This window comes from Bradyrhizobium sp. NBAIM01, assembly GCF_020194115.1.
Lineage (GTDB): Bacteria > Pseudomonadota > Alphaproteobacteria > Rhizobiales > Xanthobacteraceae > Bradyrhizobium > Bradyrhizobium yuanmingense.
Genome location: NZ_JADYVU010000007.1, coordinates 298544 through 320181, shown reverse-complemented (window position 1 = coordinate 320181; position 21638 = coordinate 298544). Strand labels below are relative to the sequence as shown.

The window sequence follows — 21638 nt, the reverse complement described above, 5'->3', positions numbered from 1 at the left end:
GGGCGCAAGGCGGCAACTGCCCTAGGGCTGCTCCATTCGCGCCCGGAGCGCGTCCGCGTCGGCCTTCGGCAGCGATTTCAGCGTCGGCTTAATAGTCTCGCCGCCCACGATCTTGCCGTTGCGCATGAACATCCAGTCCGAGATGTCGGCCTCCGCGAACTTGACCTTATCGCCGGCTCGCTTGCCCGGCAAATCGCGCGGCTCGTTGGCGAAGACGCCGGTCAAGGTCCCGTCGGGCAGCTTCTTCACCTCACCGATCCAGATGTGCTCCCCGCCCTTGCGGGTCGTAAAGCGCACCTTCAAAGCGTGACCAGACTCGGACGGCTTGGGCGATTCATAGGAGGCCCAGAAAGTCGGCAGCGAGCCGCGGGCGCGAGCGATCGCGGTGTTCATCTCGGGATCGCCGGTGCGCACATCGACGATCGGCGAGCGGTCTTGCGCAGCAACCTCGTGGGTCGGGCCGACGGTCAGGATGCCGAAAACGCAAACGCCGGTGATGGCGGCGAGAACGACCCATTTCATGGGTTGGGAGAGCTTTGTTGCCATGATCGCGATGTCCGGGACGCTTGTTGTGTCCTGGCTTTGTCGCACGTCGGCAGCAGCACGTTCAGTGCGCAATAAGCCACAAACGTTGCGCTTTTTACCCTCCCCTGGCGGGGGCCCGGGACGAGCGTAGCTCGCCCGTGGTCGGCTCGCATCTGAGCGTAGCGAAGATGAGAGACGGGGTGGGGTGAGGGTCTCTCCACATCGAACACTGCCCGTGTTGAGAGATCACCCCACCCCGCTCGCGCTGCGCGCGATCGACCCACGGGCGAGCTACGCTCGTCCCGGACCCCTCCAGGGGAGGGTGATCAAAACACCTTGCGGATCCAGTTGTGGGGATCGTTGGTGCGGCCGTACTGGATGTCGACGAGCTGCTTGCGCAGGCCCATGGCGACGGGGCCGGCGGCGCCGCCCGAGATGTCGAAATCGCCGCTGACCGAGCGCACCTTGCCGATCGGCGAGATCACCGCGGCGGTGCCGCAGGCGAAGGCTTCCTTCAGCCTGCCTGAGGCCGCGTCCTTGCGCCACTGCTCGAGCGTATAGGGTTCTTCGCGCACCGTCTTGCCGGCGTCGCGGGCGAGCGTGATGATGGAGTCGCGGGTGATGCCGGGCAGGATCGTGCCGAGCGGCGGCGTCGACAGCGAGCCGTCCTCAAACACGAAGAATACGTTCATGCCGCCGAGCTCCTCGATGTAGCGGCGCTCGACCGCGTCGAGGAAGACGACCTGGTCGCAGCCGTGCTGGATCGCTTCGGCCTGGGCGCGCAGGCTCGCGGCATAATTGCCGCCGCATTTGACCGCGCCGGTACCGCCGATCGCGGCGCGCGTGTAGTTCTCCGACACCCAGATCGAGACCGGCGCGGGCCCGCCCTTGAAGTAGGAGCCGACCGGCGAGGCGATCACCGCAAAGATGTATTCGGACGATGGCTTGACGCCGAGGAAGGTCTCGCTCGCGATCATGAACGGCCGCAGGTAAAGGCTGCCCTCGCCGCCCGGCATCCAGGCGCGGTCGATGCGCACGACCTGCTCGACCGCCTCGATGAAGACGTCTTCGGGCAGCTGCGCCATCGCCATGCGATCGGCCGAGTCCTTGAAGCGGCGCGCATTGGCGTCGGGACGGAACAGGTTCACCCCGCCGTCGTCGCGCTTGTAGGCCTTCAGGCCTTCGAAGATCTCCTGGGCGTAGTGCAGGACCGCGCCGGCGGGATCGAGCTGGAAGTTGGCGCGCGCCTCGATTTTCGCCTCGTACCAGCCGCCCTTGGCCTGGTTGTAGCGGACGATTGCCATGTGATCGGTGAAGACCCGCCCGAAGCCGGGATCCACCAGCTTGGCGACGCGGTCCTTCTCGGGCGTCGGATTGGATGCGGGCTGGATGTCGAATATCATGCTCATGTCCTTGCCTCCCGCTGCCGGTGGCGGCGCTGTTTCTCGCGCCCGCCTGCCCGTTCGGGCCCGGCTGGCTTGATTGGTTTCTGGCCGGACCGCCGCCAGCCATGTTACGGCCGGTTTCCGCAGCCAGCATGTCATCGAGGACATGCTTTTGCGGAAGGCGGAAGTCCAGTATGTTTTGCCGAAATGCCGCTCGACAATCGCACGGTAGATCTGCTTCGGCCGTCGCCGCCTGTCCGGCTCTCTCCGGCCGTCCTGCTCCGACGCCACCCGGCGCGAAACGATCTAAAATTTCGTGCGGGTCGATCGTTTTGTAACATTGAACCCAAGATACGTCAATATGCCTGACATAAATTTCGCGACTCCTTCTCAAGACGCTGCCGCGCCCCGGCCGGCCGCAGGCGATGGAGGCAATTTGCGCTGGGATATCATCGAGCTGCTGTTCTTCGCCTATCGCGATTTCGTCGGCGATCCCGACCAGGAGCTGGAGGCGTTCGGCTTCGGCCGGGCCCATCACCGGGTCATGCATTTCGTCTACCGCTATCCCGGGCTCAAGGTCGCCGACCTGCTCGACGTCCTGCGCATCACCAAACAGTCGCTCGGCCGGGTGCTGAAGCAGCTCCTGGACGAGGGTTATATCGTGCAGAAGACCGGCGACAACGATCGTCGCCAGCGCCTGCTCTACGCGACGCCGAAGGGCGAGGCGCTGGTGCAGAAGCTCGCCGGGCTGCAGACCACGCGGATCACCAGGGCGCTCGCGGAGATGGGTCCGCAGGACGCCGAGACGGTCAAGCGCTTCCTGCGCGCGATGATCGACCGCGACGATCCGGACAAGGTGCTGGAGACGATCTTCGCTGCCGTCAAACAAGACGCCAAGGAGTGACCGTGCCGCTCGCAGCCACGCTCGCGCGCCCGCCGGTGCAACCGGCCGACGATGCCCCGCATCTCTTGCTGGTCGACGACGACCGCCGCATCCGCGACCTGCTCTCGCGCTTTCTTGCAAGTGAAGGCTACCGCGTCACCACCGCGGCGAGCGCCGGTGATGCGCGCTCGAAGCTGATGGGCCTGCATTTCGATCTCCTGATCCTCGACGTCATGATGCCCGGCGAGACCGGCTTCGACCTCGCCCGCTTCATCCGCACCTCGTCGTCGGTGCCGATCGTGATGCTGACGGCGCGCCACGAGGCGGAAGCCCGCATCGAGGGCCTGCAGATCGGCGCCGACGATTACGTCGCAAAACCGTTCGAACCGCGCGAGCTGGCGCTGCGCATCAACAACATCCTCAAGCGCGCCGCGCCGCCGCCGCAGGCCACGACGATCGAGAAGATCGCCTTCGGCCCCTATGTCTACCATCTCGAACGCGGCGAATTGCGCCAGGGCGAGGAGGTCATCCACCTCACCGACCGCGAGCGCGAGATGCTGCGGATTCTCGCGGAGACGCCGGGCGAGACCGTGCCGCGCAGCGCACTGACCGGCAATGGCAGCGTCAACGAGCGCGCCGTCGACGTGCAGATCAACCGCCTCCGGCGCAAGATCGAGACCGATCCCGCCAATCCGCTGTTCCTGCAGGCGGTGCGCGGCATCGGCTACCGCCTGGTGGCCTCGCCCTGAACCGCAGTGAAGCGCGCCAGATGAGCACGATCGATACCGGCCTGACGCTTCTGAAGAGCGCCGCCGGCCGCGTCTCCGCCGCGAACGGCTGGATGGGCAACGCGTTCAAGGGCTGGATGCCGACCGGCCTCTACGCCCGCGCGCTCCTCATCATGATCGTACCGATGGTGGTGCTGCAATCGGTCGTCGCTTTCGTGTTCATGGAGCGGCACTGGAACACGGTGACGCGCCGCCTATCGGCCGCGGTGGTGCAGGACATCGCCGCGCTGATCGACGTCTACAAGGGCTATCCGCAGGACAAGGACCGCTCCGAGATCCGCCGCATCGCGCAGCAGCGACTCGGCCTCGTCGTCGATTTCCTGCCTGCCGGCGACATGCCGCCGCCGGGACCAAAACCGTTCTTCTCGCTGCTCGACCAGACGCTGTCGGTGCAGCTCGGCCGCCAGATCGGCCGCTCGTTCTGGATCGACACGGTCGGCCGCTCCAATCTGGTCGAGATCCGCATCCAGCTCGACGACGCCGTGATGCGCGTGTTCGCGCAGCGCAGCGCCGCCTATGCCTCGAACTCGGAGATCTTCCTGTTCTGGATGGTCGGCACGTCCTCGATCCTGTTGATCGTCGCGGTGCTGTTCCTGCGCAACCAGATCAAGCCGATCCTGCGCCTTGCCGATGCCGCCGAGAGCTTCGGCAAGGGCCGCGAGGCGCCGAATTTCCGGCCGCGCGGCGCGCGCGAGGTGCGGCGCGCGGCGGTCGCCTTCCTGGAGATGAAGTCGCGCATCGAGCGCACGATGGAGCAGCGCACCGCGATGCTCGCCGGCGTCAGCCACGATCTGCGCACCATCCTGACCCGCTTCAAGCTCGAGCTGGCACTGATCGGAGACAGTCCCGAGCTCGAAGGCATGCGCAAGGACGTCGACGAAATGTCGATGATGCTGGAGGATTACCTTGCGTTCGCCCGCGGCGATTCCGGCGAGCAGTCGCAGCCGACCGACATGGCGCAGGCGCTCGAGGAGCTGCGCAGCGATGCCGAGCGTCACGGCCATACCGCGACCGTCGCCTTCAACGGCCTGCCCGTGGTGACGGTGAAGCCGGCTTCGTTCAAGCGCTGCCTCGCCAACCTCGTCACCAACGCAGCGCGCTACGGCAAGAACATCGCCATCACCGGCCAACGCGATCACCGTTATTTGACCGTCACCGTCGATGACGACGGCCCGGGCATTCCCGCCCACTTGCGCGAAGAGGTGTTCAAGCCGTTCCTGCGGCTGGACAACGCCCGCAACCAGGATGAAGGCGGCACCGGCCTTGGCCTCGCGATCGCCCGCGACATCGCCCGCTCGCATGGCGGCGACATCACGCTCGGTGACAGCCCGATGGGAGGATTGAGGGCAAGCGTGCGGATACCGGTGTAGGTGCGGTCTTCCCTTCTCCCCTTGCGGGAGAAGGTGGCGCGAAGCGCCGGATGAGGGGTATCTCTCCGCGCGTCCAAGTCTCATTGAATTCGCGGAGAGAAACCCCTCACCCGTCTCGCCGCTTTGCGGCGATCCACCCTCTCCCACAAGGGGAGAGGGAAAGAGCACACCTACTTCGGCAGCAGCGCCTTCAGCTTGTCCATGTCGCGCGTGTTCATCTTGAAACCGCCGGGCATGACGATGTCGCCGGGCTTCTGATCCGGCTTGCAGGCCCCGAGCCACTTGGCTTGCAGCGTCGTCGTGCTATCGCGCCCCGCCGCACCGGCAACGCCGCCTTTGGCGTGTGAGGTCGTCTTCACCGTGTAGGCCGAGTTGAAGTCTCCGGTGATCTCGGCATGCGAGGTCGTGCTGACACCGGCGACGCTGCACTCGGAATCGCTGACATAGCCGGTCGCGGTCTTCTTGATCTCCTGCTTGGCGCAGATCTGCTTGGCCATCGGGGAGACGTTGTTGCTCATCTCCTTGTCGACGGTCTCGTCGGTGCAGTGCTGCATGGTCATCTCGGGCATGGGCGAGCCCGATGTGACCAGCTTCATCTCCCAAAGACCGGCCTTGCGCAGCGGCAGTTCGTCGGCGCCGGCGCTGCCTGCCGACAATGCGAGGCAAAGCGTCGAGCCGAGCAAAGCGAGTTTGCGCGTCATGAGGGAAGCTCCCGGCTGAGAGAGGTGCGGCGCCTACGACAGCGCCTCAGTACAGCGTGCGGATCGGCCGGTCGGCGGCGCCATAGGGCACCCAGCGGCAGGAGAACGAGATGTAGCCGCCCTCATAGGCCTGCACGCCCAGGAATTTCGCGACCTTGCCGTAGCGGGCGCAGTGATCGACGGCGACCTGACGCGCATCGACCTGGGTCGCCATCGAATAGGCGATGATGCCGCCGGTGTCGTTGCCCTTGAACGGCGGCACCAGAGAAAAGATGTCGGCGCGCGCCGACTGGCTCGCCATGCCCGAGACGATCAGGCTGGCAAGAAGGCCCGCGGCCGCAATGATTCGCATTCCCGTCACTCCAATTGGCTGGCGCCAGTCTACGGTGCCGGGACGGACGTGAAAAGAACCGAACCCCTGTTGGCCGCGACATCCTGGTCAAGTCCTGGCGAAGTGTTGCCGCGCTGCACTTGACCCGCCCCAACCTTCGCGGCACCGTCCAGCCTTCGCAAGACCTTAGCTGTCCGGATTGACCATGCGCGCCCCCTCCCTGAAATCGCTCCGCTTTGCCGCCGTGCTCGGCCTCATGTTGGGAGCGCTGTCGCTCGGCGAGGCCAGGGCCGCCAATCCGCTCGAGCTGAATTTCTGGCTGAGCGGGCCGCGCTATGACGGTGCCGTCGCCCCTTGCGACTGGGCTCTGCCGAGGATCGTGCACGAGTTCGCCGAAAAGGAATACACGTTCTGGAATTCTTCGTTGCAGATCACCGGTTTCTCCGCCGTTCGCGAGACGGCGTTCCGGCCCTGGCAGTCCGACAACATTCCGCGCCGCTATTGCACCGGTGAGGCCATGCTCAATGACGGCAAGGCGCGCAAGGTGCATTTCTCGATCATCGAGGATGGCGGCTTTGCCTCCTACGGCAACGGTGTCGAATGGTGCGTCGTCGGCGTCGACCGCAACTGGGCCTACAATCCGGCCTGCCGCGCCGCCAAGCCCTGATCAACAGCGGCGGATTCGGGCTGATCAGCCAGCCGATGACTGCCGCCCCAATTTTGTTCTTGAAATGTTCCCATCGCCTGCTAGGCTGTGTGTGCACAGTCTAGTTGAGGGGCGTCGCCATGTTTCACTTCAGATTGCGTTCGTTGTCCCGTTTGATGATTTCGCTCACTCTTGCTGCGGGGTTGGCTAGCCTCGCCGGCGGTGCGAAGGCACAGGACAAGCGGCAGAACGCCCCGGGCGAGTTCGATTTCTATGTGCTGGCGCTTTCATGGTCGCCCTCGTTCTGCGAGGAAGCGGCCGAACGCGGCGGCCGGTCCCAGATGCAATGCGGCGGACGGCCCTACGCCTTCGTGGTGCATGGGCTGTGGCCGCAATACGAGAACGGTTTTCCGGAATACTGCCAGCGGCCGGCGCCGCGGCTGAACCGCAATATCGTTTCCTCGATGCTCGATTTGATGCCGGCGCCGGGCCTGATCTTCAACGAATGGGACAAGCACGGCACCTGCTCCGGGCTGGAGGGCCGCGGCTATTTCGAGATGATCCGCAAGGCGCGCGCTGCGATCAAGATCCCGCCCGAATATCTCGATCTGGCGCAGGCCAAGACCGTCGCGCCGGCGGAGGTCGAGGAGGCCTTCGTCAAGGCCAATCCGGGTCTCAGCAATGCCGCCGTCTCGGTCACCTGCAACCGGACGCGGCTGTCCGAGGTCCGCATCTGCCTCAGCAAGGACCTGCAATTCCGCGCCTGCGACGAGATCGAGCGCCGCGCCTGCCGCCGCGACCAGGTGACGATGCCGCCGATCAGGGGCGGGTAGCTCAGTCATTGCGAGCGCAGCGAAGCAATCCAGAGTGCCTCCGCGGACGCATTTCTGGATTGCTTCGCTGCGCTCGCAATGACAGGGGGTTAGGATCGCGCCAGACAACGTAGTCCTCTCCGCCATGAACTACCGCCACGCCTTCCACGCCGGCAGCTTCGCCGATGTCATCAAGCACATCGTGCTGGCGCGCATCCTCACTTATCTGCAGGACAAGCCGGCAGCGTTCCGCGTCATCGACACCCACGCCGGCGCCGGCCTCTACGATCTCAACAGCGACGAGGCGCGCCGCGGCGGCGAATGGCTGACCGGCATCGCGCGGCTGCTGCAGGCGCGCCTGTCCAACGAGAGCGCAGCGCTGACGAAGCCCTATCTCGACATCGTCCGCGCCTTCAACCCAAAGGGGGAGCTCAAGGCCTATCCGGGCTCGCCGTTGATCGCGCGCGGCCTGCTCAGGCCGCAGGACCGGCTCGTCGCCTGCGAGCTCGAGCCGAAGGCCCGCAAAGCGCTGATCGATGCGCTGCGCCGCGACGAGCAAGCCCGCGTGGTCGATCTCGACGGCTGGGTGGCGCTGCCGGCCTTCGTGCCGCCGAAGGAGCGGCGTGGCCTCGTGCTGATCGATCCGCCCTTCGAGGCCAAGGACGAGTTCGAGCGGCTCGGCGAAGCCTTCTCGGCAGCGTTCGCGAAATGGCCGACCGGTATCTACGTAATCTGGTATCCCGCCAAGAACCGGCGCGCCACCGACACGCTGGCGCAAACCGTGGCGCGGCTCGCAGCTGCAGCAAAGCCGCCTGGAAAATGCCTGCGCCTCGAATTCAGCGTCGCGCCGCAAGCCGACAGCGCCGCCCTCACCTCCACCGGTCTCCTGATCGTCAACCCGCCCTACACGCTGCACGGCGAGCTCAAGACCATTCTGCCGGAGCTGGAAATACCGCTCGGCCAGGGCGGTGCTGCCAGATTCCGGCTGGAGGTGCCCAAGCCTTAGCGCCAAGCATTGACGCCAAGCCGTAACACTCCGGCATTCTTGGGAAAAATATGCAGGACCGGTAGTCAATCTGCAAAGAACCGTATTATGCTATTTCCGTGACTGGCTTTACGTTCCGCTTCCGCGAATGGTTGCGGCGGAGTGAAGGCCCTAAGAAAGATCCCGCCGGACCGATCAGGTCCGTCCAAGGATGGCCAGCTCCCGGGCTCCGTAAGGCCCGGTCATGTCGCGACGTGAGTCTGCGTCGCGACGGAGGAGCAATGAGGGGGAGTTTCCCGATGGCCATGACGGGAACGGTCAAGTTCTTCAACGGCGAGCGCGGCTACGGCTTCATCAAGCCTGACGACGGCGGTCGCGACGTCTTCGTTCACATCACTGCTGTGGAGCGGGCGGGACTGAAGGACCTTGCCGAAGGACAGCGTATTACTTTCGAAGTCGAACCGGACAAGAAGGGGAAGGGACCGAAGGCGGTCAATCTGGTGATCCTCTCCTAGCGATCCTGGCAAAAAAAAATCCCGGCCGCGAGCGGCCGGGAGGCTGGTCCGGTATTTTCTTCTTTGGATGTCAGAAGCGATAATTCACGCCTGCGCGGACAACGTTGGCGCTATAGCCGTTTGACACGCCCGTGATTGCGAACTGGCTGGTCGACAGATCGATGTAGAGATATTCGAGCTTGGCGCTCCAGTTCGGCGCGAGGCCGACTTCCGCACCGGCGCCGATGGTCCAGCCCGCGGTGGTGTGCGACTCCGACCAGCCGAAGGTCTGCGCGCGCAGCTCGCCGAAGGCGAGACCGGCGGTGCCGTAGAACAGCACGTTGTTGAACGCATAGCCGGCGCGGCCGCGCAGGGTGCCGAACCACGGGTTGGAGAACTTCCACGGCGCAAACGTGTCGTCGGCGCCGGCGGCCTGGATGTCGCCCTCGACGCCGAACACCCACGGGCCGTTCTGGAAATTGTAGCCGGCCTGCACACCGGCGACGAAGCCGGACGGCTTGGTGGGGTTGTTGTCGACCGAGCCCCATTCATAGCCGATATTGCCGCCGAGATAGGGACCCGCCCAGCTATAGGCATTGAGCGGCTGATTGACGGTATAGGGCGCGCGCTGCCCGTATTGGAGATCAGCGGCCTCTGCCGAAGCTGTCCAGCCGGCCGCAACCAACGCGGCTGCGCCCACAACGAGCCTCTTCATCACTCACTCCAACGCCACTGTCGCAACCCGAGCGATGCCCGCGCCGCCGCGCGAGCAAAACCGCATGGTTACGGAACCAAGAGCTTTTCGCGTAGGATTTATCGAGAGTTTTAAGTTAAAGGGCTGTTAAGCCGGGTTACCGCCCGCTTAACAGACTTAAGGAAGCGTTACCGGGAGCTGCCCGCCATCCTCTGTGCGTGCCGCATGGCCGGAACTTCAAATCAGTCCCCCCAGCGCCTAAATTCGTCCCATGGTTCACGATTCCCCCGACAATCCGGACGACCGCGCGCGCAAGGCGCCGCCGGCTGCGAGCGACACGCCGCCCGAGCGGCTGGCCGGGCCGGACGTAGATCCCGCGGCGGCAGGGGGCGATGACGAGGACGATGCCCTGCTGCCGGACATCCTGGAAGAGAGCGGCGCCGTCGGCGAAGGCCCGCTCGCGACCGGTCACGAGGCGATCGAGCGCGCGGTCCGCCTCGCACCGACCTCGCCTGGCGTCTATCGTATGCTCAATGCGAACGCCGACGTGCTCTATGTCGGCAAGGCCAAGAACGTCAAAAAGCGCCTGTCCAGTTATGCGCGCCAGAGTGCGCCGCTGCCGGCCCGCATCCTGCGCATGATCGCGGCCACCGTCACGGTGGAGATCGTCTCGACCACGACCGAGACCGAGGCGCTGCTGCTGGAAGCCAACCTGATCAAGCAGCTGCGGCCGCGCTTCAACGTGCAGCTTCGCGACGACAAGTCGTTCCCCTACATCCTGATCACCGGCGACCATTGGGCGCCGCAGATCCTGAAACATCGCGGTGCGCAGACCCGGCCCGGGCGCTATTTCGGCCCGTTTGCCTCCGCCGGCGCGGTCAACCGCACCATCACGGCGCTGCAGCGCGCGTTCTTGATCCGCTCCTGCACTGATTCCTTCTTCGAGAGCCGCACCCGGCCCTGCCTGCTCCACCAGATCCGCCGCTGCGCCGCACCCTGCACCCGGGAGATCGATTTCGGCGGCTATTCGACGCTGGTGCGCGAGGCCAGCGACTTCCTCTCCGGCAAGAGCCATGCGGTGAAGCAGGAGCTCGCCGGCGAGATGGAGAAGGCCTCGAACGAGCTCGAATTCGAGCGCGCCGCACTGTACCGCGACCGCCTCGCCGCGCTGTCGGCGATCCAGTCGCAGCAGGGCATCAATCCGCGCACGGTGGAGGAAGCCGACGTGTTCGCCATCCACCAGGAGGGCGGCTTCTCCTGCGTCGAGGTGTTCTTCTTCCGCACCGGACAGAACTGGGGCAACCGCGCCTACTTTCCGCGCGCGGAGAAGAGCTTTACCCCGGAGGAGGTGCTGGGATCCTTCCTGGCGCAGTTCTACGACGACAAGCCGCCGCCGAGAAACATCCTGCTCTCGCACGATATCGAGGAGAGCGAGCTGCTCGCCAACGCGCTATCGATCAAGGCTGGCCACAAGGTCGAGGTCACCGCGCCCAAGCGCGGCGAGAAGAAGGAGCTGGTCGCCCACGCGCTGACCAATGCGCGCGAGGCGCTCGGCCGCAAGCTCGCGGACACCGCGACGCAAAGCCGGCTGCTCGAGGCCATGGCCGCGACGCTGAGCCTGCCGCACGTGCCCAAACGCATCGAGGTCTACGACAACAGCCACATCCAGGGCACCAACGCGGTCGGCGCCATGATCGTCGCGGGCCCAGATGGCTTCGTGAAGAACCAGTACCGCAAGTTCAACATCAAGTCGGAAGGGATCACGCCCGGCGACGACTTCGCCATGATGCGCGAAGTGCTGGAGCGCCGCTTCAAGCGCCTGATCAATCCGCCCGAGGATGCCGCCAAGGAAGGCAACAAGGCCAAGGACGACGATTTCCCGCAATGGCCCGACCTCGTGATCATCGACGGCGGCCGCGGCCAGCTCAACGCCGTGCGCGAGATCTTCGCCAATCTCGGCCTGACCCAGGTGTCGCTGATGTCGGTCGCCAAGGGACCGGACCGGGATGCCGGCCGCGAGACCCTGTTCATGCCGGAGCGCGAGGCGATCAAGCTGGAGCCGCGCGATCCCGTACTCTATTTCATCCAGCGCCTGCGTGACGAAGCCCACCGCTTCGTCATCGGCTCGCACCGCAAGCTGCGCAAGAAGGACATCCGCGAGGCTGGTTTGCAGGAGATTCCGGGCATCGGCCCGTCACGCAAACGTGCCTTGCTGCACCATTTCGGAACCCTGAAGGAGATCGAACGGGCCTCGATCGCCGATCTCGGCAAGGTTCCGGGGGTGAGCGCCGAGAGCGCGCGCAGGATTTTCGAGTATTTCCATCCCCAACCGGGATGAACTAAAGGGGGACCGCAGTCATATGATCGTCGTGTCCGCACCTCATTTGGGGCGCGGGACGGTTGACGTTCAGGCAGCAGCGGTATTGGTAGGACGGATGAACATCGCCACCACACGAGGGACGACCAGCCGCGCGATGTCCCTCCCCAACATCCTGACCTATGGCCGGATCGCCGCGATCCCGGTCGTGGTCGGATGCATCTATGCGCAGTCGATTCTGGATCAGCCGCTCTGGCTGCGCTGGCTCGCGGTCGCCCTTTTCATCGCCGCAGGGGTGACGGATTACCTCGACGGCTATTACGCGCGGATCTGGAATCAGCAATCGGCTTTCGGCCGCATGCTCGATCCGATCGCCGACAAGCTACTGGTCGCCTCCTGCCTGTTGATGCTGGCCGCGGACGGCATCATTCACGGCTGGTCGCTATGGGCCGCCATCGTGATCCTGTGCCGCGAGATCCTGGTCTCGGGCCTGCGCGAATATCTGGCTGCGCTCCGTGTCAGCGTGCCCGTGACCAAGCTTGCGAAGTGGAAGACCACGGTCCAGCTGGTTGCGATCGGCTTCCTGATCGCCGGCCCAGCCGGCGATCAGGTGGTGCCGGTGGTCTCGATGATTGGCCTCGCGCTGCTGTGGGCTTCGGCGATCCTCACCATGTACACCGGCTACGACTATTTCCGCGCCGGCATCCATCACCTCATCAAGGAGGACGAGGGATGAAGGTGAAGTATTTCGCCTGGGTGCGCGAGCGCGTCGGCAAGGCCGAAGAGACGATCGAGCCTCCCGCGAGCGTGCGCACCGTCGAGGAGCTGATCGCCTGGCTCTCCGGCCAAAGCGAAGCCTATGCGTACGCGTTCGAGAAGCCGAAGGTGATCCGCGCCGCGATCGACCGCGCTCACGTCAAGCAGGACGCCGCCATCGCAGGCGCCCGCGAGATCGCGTTCTTCCCGCCCATGACCGGCGGCTAGCCTCATGACCTGCCCCGTCACCATCCGTATCCAGGAAGACGATTTCGACATCGCGCGCGAGATCTCGGTCCTGACGAGCAGCCGGACGGATATCGGCGCTGTGGTGACATTTTCCGGCATCTGCCGCGCCGACGAGGACAGCGCCACGGTCGCCGCGCTGACGCTCGAACATTACCCGGGCATGGCGGAGGAAGAGATCAGGCGCCACGCCGAAGAGGCCGTCTCGCGCTGGCCGCTCAACGGCATCACGGTGATCCACCGCGTCGGCCGCTTGATGCCGGGCCAGAACATCGTGCTGGTGGTGACCGCCTCGCAGCACCGACAGGCGGCGTTCCAGGCCGCCGAGTTCCTGATGGACTATCTCAAGACCAGCGCGCCGTTCTGGAAGAAGGAAGAGAGCGCCACCGGCACCGGCTGGGTCGAGGCCCATGCCCGTGACGACGAAGCCGCCGCACGCTGGACCAAATCCTGATGGCCAAGCCAACGAAAAAGACCGCGCGCGGCCGCGCCGCGCCTAACCTCGCGAAGGTGGGACCCGGCGAGCTTCTCACGCTGCTCGACTTCGTCCGCTATGCGGTGAGCCGCTTCGTCGAGGCCAAGCTTTCCTTTGCTCATGGCACGACCGACCCCGTCGCGGAAGCCGCGTTCCTGGTCTGCGAGGCGCTGCATCTCAATCCCGACCAGTTCGAGATCTTCGCCAACGCGCGCGTCAGCGCCGCGGAAGGCAAGACCCTCCTTGACCTCATCCATCAGCGCGTCACGACGCGCAAACCGGCCGCCTATCTCGTCAACAAGATCTACATGCGCGGCCTGCCCTTCTATGTCGACGAGCGCGTCATCGTTCCGCGCTCCTTCATCGGCGAGCTCCTGGAGTCGCATTTCGGCGCCCACGGCGAGGCCGGATCGCTGATCGACGACCCGACGGCGGTCGAGCGCGTGCTCGATCTCTGCACGGGCTCGGGATGCCTTGCGATCCTCGCCGCGCATCATTTCCCGAACGCCACCATCGACGCCGTCGACATCTCCAAGGGCGCGCTCGAGGTCGCTGCGCGCAATGTCGGCGAATACGGGCTCGAGGACCGCATCAGCCTGTATCGCGGCGATCTGTTCGCCCCTCTCGGCGGCAATAGATACGACCTGATCATCACCAACCCGCCCTACGTCGACGCCGAGGGCATGGCGGCATTGCCGCCGGAGTGCCGGGCCGAGCCGAAGCTCGCCTTCGATGGTGGCGCCGACGGTCTCGACGTGGTGCGCCGGATCCTACGCGATGCGCCCGACCACCTGACGGCGGATGGCGGGCTGATTTGCGAGATCGGCCGCGGCCGCGAGCTGGTCGACGAGGCCTTTCCGGAACTGCCGCTGCTCTGGCTGGACACCGAAGATTCCGAGGGCGAGGTGTTCTGGATCGCGGCCGCCGATCTCGGCTGATTCATCGCGGCCGATCACGCTCCGTCGGAACAAGTCAAATATCGCCACGTTCATCCCCCGATGAATTTTCTCGTCTTGGGAGGATGTCCGCATGCTCGCGCCATCGGGCGAATTGCTGCGCGCCGGGATGGCGCTCAAGCTCAATCACGTCAAACGCGCTGCTCAATCCTATCTGCGTGACCAGACCAGCCAGGCCACAGGCAAGGTGACATCTTACGCGGTGGCCGGCGGGCTGTTCGCGGTCGCCGGCCTGTTCGTTGTCGCGGCATTCTTCGTCGGACTGATCGCCCTGTACCGCTGGGTCGGGATCACCTACGGGCAGTTCTGGGGATTTGGCGCCGTCGCCGCAGTGCTGCTGGTGCTGGCTGCGGTCTGTGCCGGGGTGGCCATGGCCCAGATGAAACGCAAGGCCAAGCCGGTCGTGCCGCTCGCGAGCCGTCTGCGCGTGGCGATCGCCACGCCCCGGATCCCGCGTGGAACGGTCAAGGAGGCGGTGAAGGAGGTCGCAACGACGATTCCCCTCGCGCCGCTCGCACCGGGCGAGCGCGGCGGCATCAAGACCTGGCCGGCCCGCGCCAACCGTCCCGTGCAGCTCGGCCTGATGCTCGCGGCGGTCGGCCTGGTCGGGCTGACGGCCGCCCGGCGGCGACGCAACAGGCATAGTCTGGAGGCGTGATGCTGACGCGGCGCCCCGAACAGATCGACTCCTGGCTGCTGGTGGCGGCGACGGCCGTGTTCGTGCTGACCGCGGAGCGCTACTTTCAGGATTCCGGCCTGGCGAGGCCCGGGCCTCCGCAACACCACCGCAAGGGCGAAGCGAATTCCCCGGAAACGCACCCGGCCGGTGCGGCGATGCAGCCGGGCCGCGGCCGCCGCGCGAAAAGCCCGTTCGAGATCCCCTGGGCTGGCTGGAAGGACATTTTCTGGCGGACCTATCAACGCATCGACGAGGATCGCCTGCTCGCGACGGCGGGCGGCGTCGTCTTCTTCGGGCTGCTCGCGCTCTTCCCCGCAGTCACCGCGCTCGTCTCCTCTTATGCCCTGTTCGCCGATCCCGCCACGATCAGCGCCAATCTGCACACGCTTGCGACCATGCTGCCGGAGGGCTCGTTCCAGATCGTCGAGGACCAGGTCGCCCGCGTGGTGTCGAACGGCAATGCGACGCTCGGCGTCACCTTCCTGGTCGGCCTGCTGCTTGCGATCTGGAGCGCCAATGCCGGCGTCAAGGCGATCTTCGACGCCCTCAACGTCGCCTATGAGGAACGCGAGAAGCGCAGCTTCATCCGGCTGAACATGGTCTCGCTGGCCTTCACCGTCGGCGGCATCGTGGCGCTGCTGTTGATGGTGGGAGCCGTCGTCGCCTTCCCGCTTGCGCTCAATCATCTCGGCATGGCGCCGGAAAGCAAGCTGATCGTGGCGCTGGCACGATGGCCGCTGCTGTTCATCATCCTGCTGGTCGCACTCGCCATCCTCTATCGCTTCGCGCCCAGCCGTGACGCGCCGCGCTGGCAATGGCTGAGCCTCGGCGCCGTGATTGCCGCGATCCTCTGGATCGCAGGCTCCGCCCTGCTGTCCTGGTATCTCTCGGAATTCGCCAATTACAACGCAACCTACGGCTCGCTGGGCGCGGCGATCGGCCTGATGACGTGGATGTGGATGTCGGCGATCGTCATCATGTTCGGCGCCGAGCTGAATTCGGAGATCGAGCGGCAGACGCTGCGCGATACCACCACCGGGCGGGCGAAGCCGCTCGGCACCCGGGACGCCGTCTCCGCCGACACGGTCGGCGCCACCGCGCCATTTTGATCGGTAGCGGTCGGGCCGAAGCTGGCCCGACCGCATCCCGGGCGCGATCAGCGCTTGGTTATCACGGCTTCCAGATATTCGCTGTGCACCACGATCGTGCCGTCATCGGCGTGGTTGAACTCTTCGAGCAGCGTCAGGAGATCGCGCGTCAGCGCGGCCTGGCCGCTTGCGTCGAGCGCGGCAAACGCCTTCAGCGTGGGGCCGTAGAAGGTCTTGAAGATGTCGAGCCAGTGGTCCGGCGAGCGATAGCGGAACACGAACATGCGCGGCTCGGCGGCGATCTCCGCGGCCACGCCGCCGAACATCTCCTCGAGCCGTGCCGGTGTGCCCCACATGGCGGGCGATTTCACCCCGGCCGGCGGCGGCAAATGCTTGCCGATGGTCTTGAACAGCTGGCCGATAAAGCCTTGCGGCGTCCAGTTGGCGAGACCGATCTTGCCGCCGGATCTGCAGACCCGCGCGAGCTCGGAGGCCGCCCTGTCCTGATCCGGCGTGAACATCACGCCGAAAGTGGAGAGCACGACGTCGAAGGCGGCATCCGCAAAGGGCAGCGCCTGGGCATCCGCTTCGCGGAACTCGACGGCGAGGTGTTCGGCCATGGCGCGCTCGCGCCCGCGCTTGAGCAGCGCCGGCACGTAGTCGGTGGATGTGACGTCACACCAGCGCCGCGCCGCCGCCAGCGTCGCATTGCCGTTGCCGGCAGCGACGTCCAGCACCTTGCTGCCGGCGCGCAAGTCAATGGCCTCGCAGAGCTGTTCCCCGACGATCTGCAAGGTGGTGCCGACCACGGCATAATCGCCGGACGACCAGGCGCCGTGCTGGCGCTGCTTGACGGCGGCAAGATCAGGTTGGGGGGCGGCTGGCTTGAGCGCGGCGGATGTCGACATGGCAATCTCCTGCGGTTGAAAACGCCGGGACGATAGGGCGCATGCGGCGCGCTGGCCTTGAGGGCGGCATGATTTTCCGCTGAGAGCGTCTTGATTTCCGCACCTGAGCCGGCAGACGTGTGACGAAACGCTTTGGGCGCGCGGGCCTGAATAGGCTCCGACACAGTCCTATCCCCTCGAATCAACAATGATGTTAGGCTGATCGAAGCTTGGGGGAGCATGAGGCGTGACGAGGTCGAGCGACCCGTGTTTTCCCCGGGTGAGGCAGTCAGCTCTTAAAGGCATAACGCGCGGCATGATTCGCATTTCGACGATCTTCATCGCCATCTGCATGGTCCTGGTCGCGGCCTCGCTCGGGCTCGTGCTCTATTCGGTCGCCGGCATCAGCGGAACGGAATCGGCGATCGTGGCGCTGACCGCGCTGACCTTCCTGATCCTCTACAACGCGGTGTCGATGCGGCTGCGCGACCGCAGCGACGTCGGCGGCCAGATCGCCGATCTCTCGCGCGGCACCGCCGACCTCGCCCGCCAGGCGGCCGAGTTCGGCCGCCGGCTGGCTGCGGTCGAGAGCCGCATCGCCGCGTCCAATTCGACCAATTCCGACCGCATCCAGTCGGTCATCGGCGAGATCAACGAACTTGGCGGATTGGTCAGGCAGCTCGCCACCACCGTGGCGGCCCATGAGGATCTGCTCGCCGGCCACGCGCCGGCTCCCGCACCCGCCCCGGTCTCAAGGCCCGAGCCGGAAACGCCGATCGATCTGGCTGCCCCGTTCGAGGAGAAGCCGCTCGCTCCTCCTCCGCTTCCGCAGCCCCCGCTACGGCCGGCGCCGCCGACGGTGCAGGTCCAGGCCGCCCCCCCGGTTCAGACCGCCAATGGACGCAACCAGACCCAATTGCTGGCGACGCTGCGCAATGCGGTCGACGAGAACCGCATCGATATCTTCCTGCAGCCGATGGTCACGCTGCCGCAGCGCAAGGTGCGGTTCTACGAGGCGGTGACGCGCCTGCGCGACGAGCGCGACCAGCTGATCGCCGCCGAAGAGTTCATCAGCATCGCGGAAGCCTCGGGCCTGATCGGGCGCATCGACAACATGGTGATGCTGCGATGCGTGCAGGTGCTGCGGCGCCTGATGGTGCGCAACAAGGACGTCGGCGTGTTCTGCAACGTCGCGGCGTCCACGCTGGGCAATTCCACCACCTTCGCGCAATGTCTCGATTTCCTGGAAGCCAACCGCGCGCTGGCACCCTCGCTGGTGCTGGAGTTCAAGCAGTCGACCTTCCGCAATCTCGGCCCCGCCGAGACCGAGAACCTCGCGGCGCTCGCCCAGCGCGGCTTCCGTTTCTCCATCGACCATGTCACGGATTTGCGCATCGAACCGCGCGAGCTGGCCGATCGCGGGGTTCGCTTCATCAAGGTGCCGGCCGCGCTGCTGCTCGATCCCAAGCAGGCCTCCGCCTCCGACATCCACCCGTCCGACCTCTCCGACCTGCTCGGCCGCTTCGGCATCGACCTGATCGCCGAACGGATCGAAGGCGAGCGCGCCGTGGTCGACCTGCTCGACTATGACGTGCGGTTCGGCCAAGGGTTCCTGTTCGCGCCGCCCCGGCCATTGCGGCCGGAGGGGGCATCTGCTACCGGCGGGGCCTCGCCGAACCAGGCGCAGGACATTCAGGGATCCAATGGCTCCGCCACACCCAGCTCAGGCGCGACCTCTTCGGCGCCTCCGCCCCAACGCATCACCGGAAACGCAGCGCTCGCGCGCCGCATCTGATCGGCCGCGCACGTCATGACCGCGCTGCATTTTGCCGAAGGCCTGCGCGAGCTCGTGGGCGGCGTGGAGGTCGTGCTCAGCGATATCTGGGGCGTGGTCCATAACGGGCTGGAATCCTTCCCCGAAGCCTGCGAGGCGCTGCACACCTATCGCAGCCGCGGCGGTACGGTAATCCTGATCACCAACGCACCGCGCCCTGCCGACTCCGTGCAGCGGCAATTGCGCAAGCTCGGCGTCCCCGATGAGACCTATGACGCGATCGTATCTTCAGGCGACCTGACCCGGCTCTACGTCGCCGAGCATCCCGGCCGCAAGATGTTCTGGCTCGGCCCCGAGCGCGACAACTCGATCTATCGCGGCCTCGATGCGGTGACCGCGCCGCTGGAGCAAGCCGATTACATCGTCTGCACCGGCCTCTACGACGACGAGACCGAGACGGCGGAAGACTATCGCGGCATGATGCTGCAGGCGCGCGAGCGCAAGCTGACGCTGGTCTGCGCCAACCCCGACATCGTGGTGGAACGCGGCGACCGGTTGATCTACTGCGCCGGCGCCATCGCCGAGCTCTACCGCGAGCTCGGCGGCGAGGTGATCTTCTACGGCAAGCCGCACCGGCCGATCTACGAGCGCGCCATGGCGCTTGCCGGCGAACGCCAAGGCTACCAGATCGACCGGAAGAAGGTGCTGGCGATCGGCGATTCCGTCCGCACCGACTTAACCGGCGCCCGCGAATTCGGCATCGACTGCCTGTTCGTCACCCGCGGCATCCATGCCGAGGAGTTCGAGGGCCTCGACCAGCTCGACCCGAATTCGGTCATGGAGCTGTTCGGCCACCCGCCGAAGGCGCTGATGCGCGAATTGAAGTGGTGACGGCGGAGCGCGCGCAGCTGCAATGGACTTAGACCAAAGGGCAAGCCTCAGACGCCGTCATGGCCGGGCATAGCCGTCCGAAGGACGGCGTCGCTTGCGCTCGCCTATGACCCGGCCATCCACGTCTTCCTTTTTTTGCATCCAAGAACGTGGATGCCCGGGACAAGCCCGGGCATGACGTTCCAAATGGAAAATTGTTGTCCGGCGAAGAGCGCCCTTACGCGCTCGCCATGTCCGGGAAGACCGCCTCGATCTTGGTCTTCAGCGTCGCCGCATTGAACGGCTTGACGATGTAGTTGTTCACGCCGGCCTTCTTGGCCGCGATCACGTTCTCGGTCTTCGATTCCGCGGTGATCATGATGAAGGGCGTGGTGGCGAGGTTCGGATCCGCGCGGACTTCGCGCAGGAGGTCGTAGCCCGTCATCGGCTCCATGTTCCAGTCGGAGATCACGAGCCCGTACTTCTTGCCGCGCATCTTGTTCAGCGCTGCCGAACCGTCGCTGGCATCATCGATGTTCTCGAAGCCAAGCTGCTTCAGCAGATTCCGGATGATACGGATCATGGTGCTGTAGTCATCCACCACCAGAACCGGCATCGACAAATCAACCGCCATCTCGACTCCCCCAACGCAAACCCAGGAATATTACGATCGGACCTGCCAGGCCGGCGCCCGGCAGTTCCACGCCTCAAGGACTAGCACCAAGGCCTTAAACAGCGCGTTAACTGCGGTCAGCTCCGAAGGCTTGAAATCGTGTTCAATGTCTGCCCGCCCCGCCGCTTGACTTCGCGGTGCCGGTCGCGCCACGGTCCGGGCCGGTCCTGCCCGGTTCGAGAATTCCCCTGATGGCTCCGCCTTTTACCGTCATCCGCGATACAACGCCGGATTCCGCGATTCCGAGGGGCGCCGTGGTTGCCATGGGCAATTTCGACGGCGTGCATCTCGGCCATCGCGCCGTCATCGCGGCTGCCCTGGAGATGGGCAGGGCGCATGGCCGGCCTGCGCTGGCCTTGACCTTCGAGCCGCATCCGCGACGGTTCTTCAGCCCCAACACCCCGCAATTCCGCCTGACGGACGAGCGGGCCAAGCTGCGGCTTCTGGCCGGTACCGGGCTTGCCGGCGCCGTGGTCATGACCTTCGACAAGGCCCGTGCCGGAACCAGCGCGCAAGATTTCATTCACCACGACCTGATCGGGCGTCTCGGCGTCAGCGGCATCGCGGTCGGCTACGACTTCCATTTCGGCAAGGGTCGCGTCGGCTCCCCGAGCCTCCTGGTCAACGAGGCGCCCCGGCTCGGCATCGAAGTCGACGTCCAGCCGCATGTCGATATCGACGAGCGGCCGGTCTCCTCCAGCGCGATCCGGATCGCCCTCGCCGAGGGCCAGCTCGACGAGGCCACGACCATGCTGGGCGCGCCCTGGTTCATCACCGGCGAGGTCATCCACGGCGAAAAGCGCGGCCGCGAGCTCGGCTATCCCACCGCCAACATCCGCCTGGACGCCAATTGCGGCCTCAAGCACGGCATCTACGCGGTCCGGGTCGGCCGCGGCACCGAGCGGCTGGACGGGGTGGCCAGCTTCGGCCGCCGCCCGACCTTCGACAATGGCGCCCCGCTGCTCGAAATCTTCCTGTTCGACTTCAAGGGCGACCTCTACGGGCAGGCGCTCGACTGCGCCTTCATCGGCTTCATCCGCGATGAGCTGAAATTCGATGGTCTAGAGGCCCTGATTCACCAGATGGACGACGATTCCGCCCGCGCCCGCGCCATGCTCGCCGCCGCCCCGGACGCGTTTCCGCGCCTGGGCGTGATCGATTGAGAGGCGAAACCGGGCCCCCGGACCTTTGCGCTTCCTCCGCCCCCCTGCTATGGAGAGCCCATGTTTGCGCGGCGCATCATAGGGATTAGCGGCCCGGCTTCCGCCTGAGCCTGAAGGCTCGGCGCAAGACCGGGATTTCG

24 protein-coding genes are annotated in these 21638 nt (G+C 65.6%); 17 read left to right on the top strand and 7 right to left on the bottom strand.

Annotation, left to right across the window (positions count from 1 at the left end; genetic code table 11):
- Nucleotides 1-21: 21 nt before the first annotated feature.
- Together I6F31_RS23810 and I6F31_RS23805 are read right to left on the bottom strand one after the other, a co-directional pair.
- A complete protein-coding gene (locus I6F31_RS23810; protein WP_036009354.1) occupies nt 22-546 on the bottom strand; it encodes a DUF2314 domain-containing protein in 525 nt (174 codons plus the stop codon).
- Nucleotides 547-851: 305 nt separating this feature from the next.
- Nucleotides 852-1934, bottom strand: a complete 1083-nt coding sequence (locus tag I6F31_RS23805) for a branched-chain amino acid aminotransferase (protein WP_036027134.1) — start codon at nt 1932-1934, stop codon at nt 852-854.
- A gap of 337 nt (nt 1935-2271) precedes the next feature.
- Between I6F31_RS23805 and I6F31_RS23800 the strand changes: the two genes are divergently transcribed.
- From I6F31_RS23800 to I6F31_RS23790, 3 genes are read left to right on the top strand one after another with little or no spacing between them, the layout of a single operon-like run.
- Entirely contained in the window at nt 2272-2814 is a 543-nt protein-coding gene (locus I6F31_RS23800) for a MarR family transcriptional regulator (protein WP_050991840.1), read from the top strand.
- The gene (locus I6F31_RS23795) at nt 2811-3542 is read left to right on the top strand and encodes a response regulator transcription factor (protein ID WP_036009315.1); all 732 of its coding nucleotides are present in this window, start codon (nt 2811-2813) and stop codon (nt 3540-3542) included. The genes I6F31_RS23800 and I6F31_RS23795 overlap by 4 nt, the downstream gene beginning before the upstream one ends.
- A 20-nt stretch (nt 3543-3562) precedes the next feature.
- Nucleotides 3563-4951, top strand: a complete 1389-nt coding sequence (locus tag I6F31_RS23790) for an ATP-binding protein (protein ID WP_225186195.1) — start codon at nt 3563-3565, stop codon at nt 4949-4951.
- A gap of 170 nt (nt 4952-5121) precedes the next feature.
- On the opposite strand, the gene I6F31_RS23785 is transcribed toward I6F31_RS23790, so the two are convergent.
- The gene (locus I6F31_RS23785) at nt 5122-5652 is read right to left on the bottom strand and encodes a DUF3617 family protein (protein ID WP_225147365.1); all 531 of its coding nucleotides are present in this window, start codon (nt 5650-5652) and stop codon (nt 5122-5124) included.
- Between the two features lie 46 nt (nt 5653-5698).
- The gene (locus tag I6F31_RS23780; protein WP_036009301.1) at nt 5699-6004 is read right to left on the bottom strand and encodes a hypothetical protein; all 306 of its coding nucleotides are present in this window, start codon (nt 6002-6004) and stop codon (nt 5699-5701) included.
- 184 nt (nt 6005-6188) lie between these two features.
- On the opposite strand from I6F31_RS23780, the gene I6F31_RS23775 reads away from it, so the two are divergent.
- The 4 genes from I6F31_RS23775 (at nt 6189) to I6F31_RS23760 (ending at nt 8941) form a co-directional block, all read left to right on the top strand.
- Nucleotides 6189-6650, top strand: a complete 462-nt coding sequence (locus tag I6F31_RS23775) for a hypothetical protein (protein WP_128264812.1) — start codon at nt 6189-6191, stop codon at nt 6648-6650.
- 119 nt (nt 6651-6769) lie between these two features.
- Nucleotides 6770-7462: a ribonuclease T2 gene (locus tag I6F31_RS23770; protein WP_036027120.1), complete on the top strand. Its 693-nt coding sequence runs from the start codon at nt 6770-6772 to the stop codon at nt 7460-7462.
- A gap of 124 nt (nt 7463-7586) precedes the next feature.
- On the top strand, nt 7587-8447 hold the full coding sequence (gene rlmJ, locus I6F31_RS23765; protein ID WP_225134042.1) for a 23S rRNA (adenine(2030)-N(6))-methyltransferase RlmJ: 861 nt from the start codon (nt 7587-7589) through the stop codon (nt 8445-8447).
- A gap of 278 nt (nt 8448-8725) precedes the next feature.
- Complete coding sequence (locus tag I6F31_RS23760) at nt 8726-8941, top strand: cold-shock protein (RefSeq protein ID WP_008544396.1); 216 nt, start codon at nt 8726-8728, stop codon at nt 8939-8941.
- Nucleotides 8942-9011: 70 nt separating this feature from the next.
- Here the strand turns inward: I6F31_RS23760 and I6F31_RS23755 are convergent, their stop codons facing one another.
- Nucleotides 9012-9635: an outer membrane protein gene (locus tag I6F31_RS23755; RefSeq protein WP_225186194.1), complete on the bottom strand. Its 624-nt coding sequence runs from the start codon at nt 9633-9635 to the stop codon at nt 9012-9014.
- Nucleotides 9636-9885: 250 nt separating this feature from the next.
- Here I6F31_RS23755 and uvrC point away from each other — a divergent pair, with 250 nt between their 5' ends.
- From uvrC to I6F31_RS23720, 7 genes are all read left to right on the top strand, one after another.
- The gene (gene uvrC, locus I6F31_RS23750; RefSeq protein ID WP_225186193.1) at nt 9886-11952 is read left to right on the top strand and encodes an excinuclease ABC subunit UvrC; all 2067 of its coding nucleotides are present in this window, start codon (nt 9886-9888) and stop codon (nt 11950-11952) included.
- Between the two features lie 97 nt (nt 11953-12049).
- Complete coding sequence (gene pgsA, locus I6F31_RS23745; protein WP_036009286.1) at nt 12050-12667, top strand: CDP-diacylglycerol--glycerol-3-phosphate 3-phosphatidyltransferase; 618 nt, start codon at nt 12050-12052, stop codon at nt 12665-12667.
- Complete coding sequence (gene moaD / locus I6F31_RS23740; protein ID WP_036009285.1) at nt 12664-12915, top strand: molybdopterin converting factor subunit 1; 252 nt, start codon at nt 12664-12666, stop codon at nt 12913-12915. The genes pgsA and moaD overlap by 4 nt, the downstream gene beginning before the upstream one ends.
- A 4-nt stretch (nt 12916-12919) precedes the next feature.
- Nucleotides 12920-13387 carry a molybdenum cofactor biosynthesis protein MoaE gene (locus tag I6F31_RS23735; RefSeq protein WP_036009282.1) on the top strand — a complete coding sequence of 156 codons (468 nt, stop codon included), beginning with the start codon at nt 12920-12922 and terminating at the stop codon, nt 13385-13387.
- Nucleotides 13387-14346: a 50S ribosomal protein L3 N(5)-glutamine methyltransferase gene (gene prmB / locus I6F31_RS23730; RefSeq protein ID WP_036009280.1), complete on the top strand. Its 960-nt coding sequence runs from the start codon at nt 13387-13389 to the stop codon at nt 14344-14346. Before I6F31_RS23735 ends, prmB begins: the two co-directional genes overlap by 1 nt.
- A 91-nt stretch (nt 14347-14437) precedes the next feature.
- The gene (locus I6F31_RS23725) at nt 14438-15022 is read left to right on the top strand and encodes a phage holin family protein (RefSeq protein ID WP_036009277.1); all 585 of its coding nucleotides are present in this window, start codon (nt 14438-14440) and stop codon (nt 15020-15022) included.
- Nucleotides 15022-16152 (top strand): YihY/virulence factor BrkB family protein, encoded by a 1131-nt coding sequence (locus I6F31_RS23720; RefSeq protein WP_036009276.1) that lies wholly within the window; start codon nt 15022-15024, stop codon nt 16150-16152. The genes I6F31_RS23725 and I6F31_RS23720 overlap by 1 nt, the downstream gene beginning before the upstream one ends.
- A gap of 47 nt (nt 16153-16199) precedes the next feature.
- Here the strand turns inward: I6F31_RS23720 and I6F31_RS23715 are convergent, their stop codons facing one another.
- Nucleotides 16200-17039: a class I SAM-dependent methyltransferase gene (locus I6F31_RS23715; RefSeq protein WP_225186192.1), complete on the bottom strand. Its 840-nt coding sequence runs from the start codon at nt 17037-17039 to the stop codon at nt 16200-16202.
- A gap of 295 nt (nt 17040-17334) precedes the next feature.
- Here I6F31_RS23715 and I6F31_RS23710 point away from each other — a divergent pair, with 295 nt between their 5' ends.
- Nucleotides 17335-18813 carry an EAL domain-containing protein gene (locus I6F31_RS23710; protein WP_036009270.1) on the top strand — a complete coding sequence of 493 codons (1479 nt, stop codon included), beginning with the start codon at nt 17335-17337 and terminating at the stop codon, nt 18811-18813.
- A 15-nt stretch (nt 18814-18828) separates the two neighbouring features.
- Complete coding sequence (locus tag I6F31_RS23705) at nt 18829-19683, top strand: TIGR01459 family HAD-type hydrolase (protein WP_036009268.1); 855 nt, start codon at nt 18829-18831, stop codon at nt 19681-19683.
- 217 nt (nt 19684-19900) lie between these two features.
- Here the strand turns inward: I6F31_RS23705 and I6F31_RS23700 are convergent, their stop codons facing one another.
- On the bottom strand, nt 19901-20296 hold the full coding sequence (locus I6F31_RS23700) for a response regulator (RefSeq protein ID WP_008567674.1): 396 nt from the start codon (nt 20294-20296) through the stop codon (nt 19901-19903).
- 230 nt (nt 20297-20526) lie between these two features.
- On the opposite strand from I6F31_RS23700, the gene I6F31_RS23695 reads away from it, so the two are divergent.
- The gene (locus I6F31_RS23695) at nt 20527-21498 is read left to right on the top strand and encodes a bifunctional riboflavin kinase/FAD synthetase (protein WP_036009264.1); all 972 of its coding nucleotides are present in this window, start codon (nt 20527-20529) and stop codon (nt 21496-21498) included.
- Nucleotides 21499-21638: the final 140 nt, after the last annotated feature.

What these genes read in the sequence shown, in the direction of transcription:
- I6F31_RS23785 (WP_225147365.1), bottom strand. Translation starts at nt 5,652, where the DNA reads ATGACGCGCAAACTCGCTTTGCTCGGCTCGACGCTTTGCCTCGCATTG.
- I6F31_RS23780 (WP_036009301.1), bottom strand. Translation starts at nt 6,004, where the DNA reads ATGCGAATCATTGCGGCCGCGGGCCTTCTTGCCAGCCTGATCGTCTCG.
- I6F31_RS23715 (WP_225186192.1), bottom strand. Translation starts at nt 17,039, where the DNA reads ATGTCGACATCCGCCGCGCTCAAGCCAGCCGCCCCCCAACCTGATCTT.
- I6F31_RS23800 (WP_050991840.1), top strand. Translation starts at nt 2,272, where the DNA reads ATGCCTGACATAAATTTCGCGACTCCTTCTCAAGACGCTGCCGCGCCC.
- prmB (WP_036009280.1), top strand. Translation starts at nt 13,387, where the DNA reads ATGGCCAAGCCAACGAAAAAGACCGCGCGCGGCCGCGCCGCGCCTAAC.
- uvrC (WP_225186193.1), top strand. Translation starts at nt 9,886, where the DNA reads ATGGTTCACGATTCCCCCGACAATCCGGACGACCGCGCGCGCAAGGCG.
- I6F31_RS23725 (WP_036009277.1), top strand. Translation starts at nt 14,438, where the DNA reads ATGCTCGCGCCATCGGGCGAATTGCTGCGCGCCGGGATGGCGCTCAAG.
- I6F31_RS23735 (WP_036009282.1), top strand. Translation starts at nt 12,920, where the DNA reads ATGACCTGCCCCGTCACCATCCGTATCCAGGAAGACGATTTCGACATC.
- I6F31_RS23790 (WP_225186195.1), top strand. Translation starts at nt 3,563, where the DNA reads ATGAGCACGATCGATACCGGCCTGACGCTTCTGAAGAGCGCCGCCGGC.
- moaD (WP_036009285.1), top strand. Translation starts at nt 12,664, where the DNA reads ATGAAGGTGAAGTATTTCGCCTGGGTGCGCGAGCGCGTCGGCAAGGCC.
- I6F31_RS23770 (WP_036027120.1), top strand. Translation starts at nt 6,770, where the DNA reads ATGTTTCACTTCAGATTGCGTTCGTTGTCCCGTTTGATGATTTCGCTC.
- rlmJ (WP_225134042.1), top strand. Translation starts at nt 7,587, where the DNA reads ATGAACTACCGCCACGCCTTCCACGCCGGCAGCTTCGCCGATGTCATC.
- I6F31_RS23695 (WP_036009264.1), top strand. Translation starts at nt 20,527, where the DNA reads ATGGCTCCGCCTTTTACCGTCATCCGCGATACAACGCCGGATTCCGCG.
- I6F31_RS23755 (WP_225186194.1), bottom strand. Translation starts at nt 9,635, where the DNA reads ATGAAGAGGCTCGTTGTGGGCGCAGCCGCGTTGGTTGCGGCCGGCTGG.
- I6F31_RS23810 (WP_036009354.1), bottom strand. Translation starts at nt 546, where the DNA reads ATGGCAACAAAGCTCTCCCAACCCATGAAATGGGTCGTTCTCGCCGCC.
- pgsA (WP_036009286.1), top strand. Translation starts at nt 12,050, where the DNA reads ATGAACATCGCCACCACACGAGGGACGACCAGCCGCGCGATGTCCCTC.
- I6F31_RS23705 (WP_036009268.1), top strand. Translation starts at nt 18,829, where the DNA reads ATGACCGCGCTGCATTTTGCCGAAGGCCTGCGCGAGCTCGTGGGCGGC.
- I6F31_RS23760 (WP_008544396.1), top strand. Translation starts at nt 8,726, where the DNA reads ATGGCCATGACGGGAACGGTCAAGTTCTTCAACGGCGAGCGCGGCTAC.
- I6F31_RS23775 (WP_128264812.1), top strand. Translation starts at nt 6,189, where the DNA reads ATGCGCGCCCCCTCCCTGAAATCGCTCCGCTTTGCCGCCGTGCTCGGC.
- I6F31_RS23700 (WP_008567674.1), bottom strand. Translation starts at nt 20,296, where the DNA reads ATGGCGGTTGATTTGTCGATGCCGGTTCTGGTGGTGGATGACTACAGC.
- I6F31_RS23710 (WP_036009270.1), top strand. Translation starts at nt 17,335, where the DNA reads ATGATTCGCATTTCGACGATCTTCATCGCCATCTGCATGGTCCTGGTC.
- I6F31_RS23805 (WP_036027134.1), bottom strand. Translation starts at nt 1,934, where the DNA reads ATGAGCATGATATTCGACATCCAGCCCGCATCCAATCCGACGCCCGAG.
- I6F31_RS23720 (WP_036009276.1), top strand. Translation starts at nt 15,022, where the DNA reads ATGCTGACGCGGCGCCCCGAACAGATCGACTCCTGGCTGCTGGTGGCG.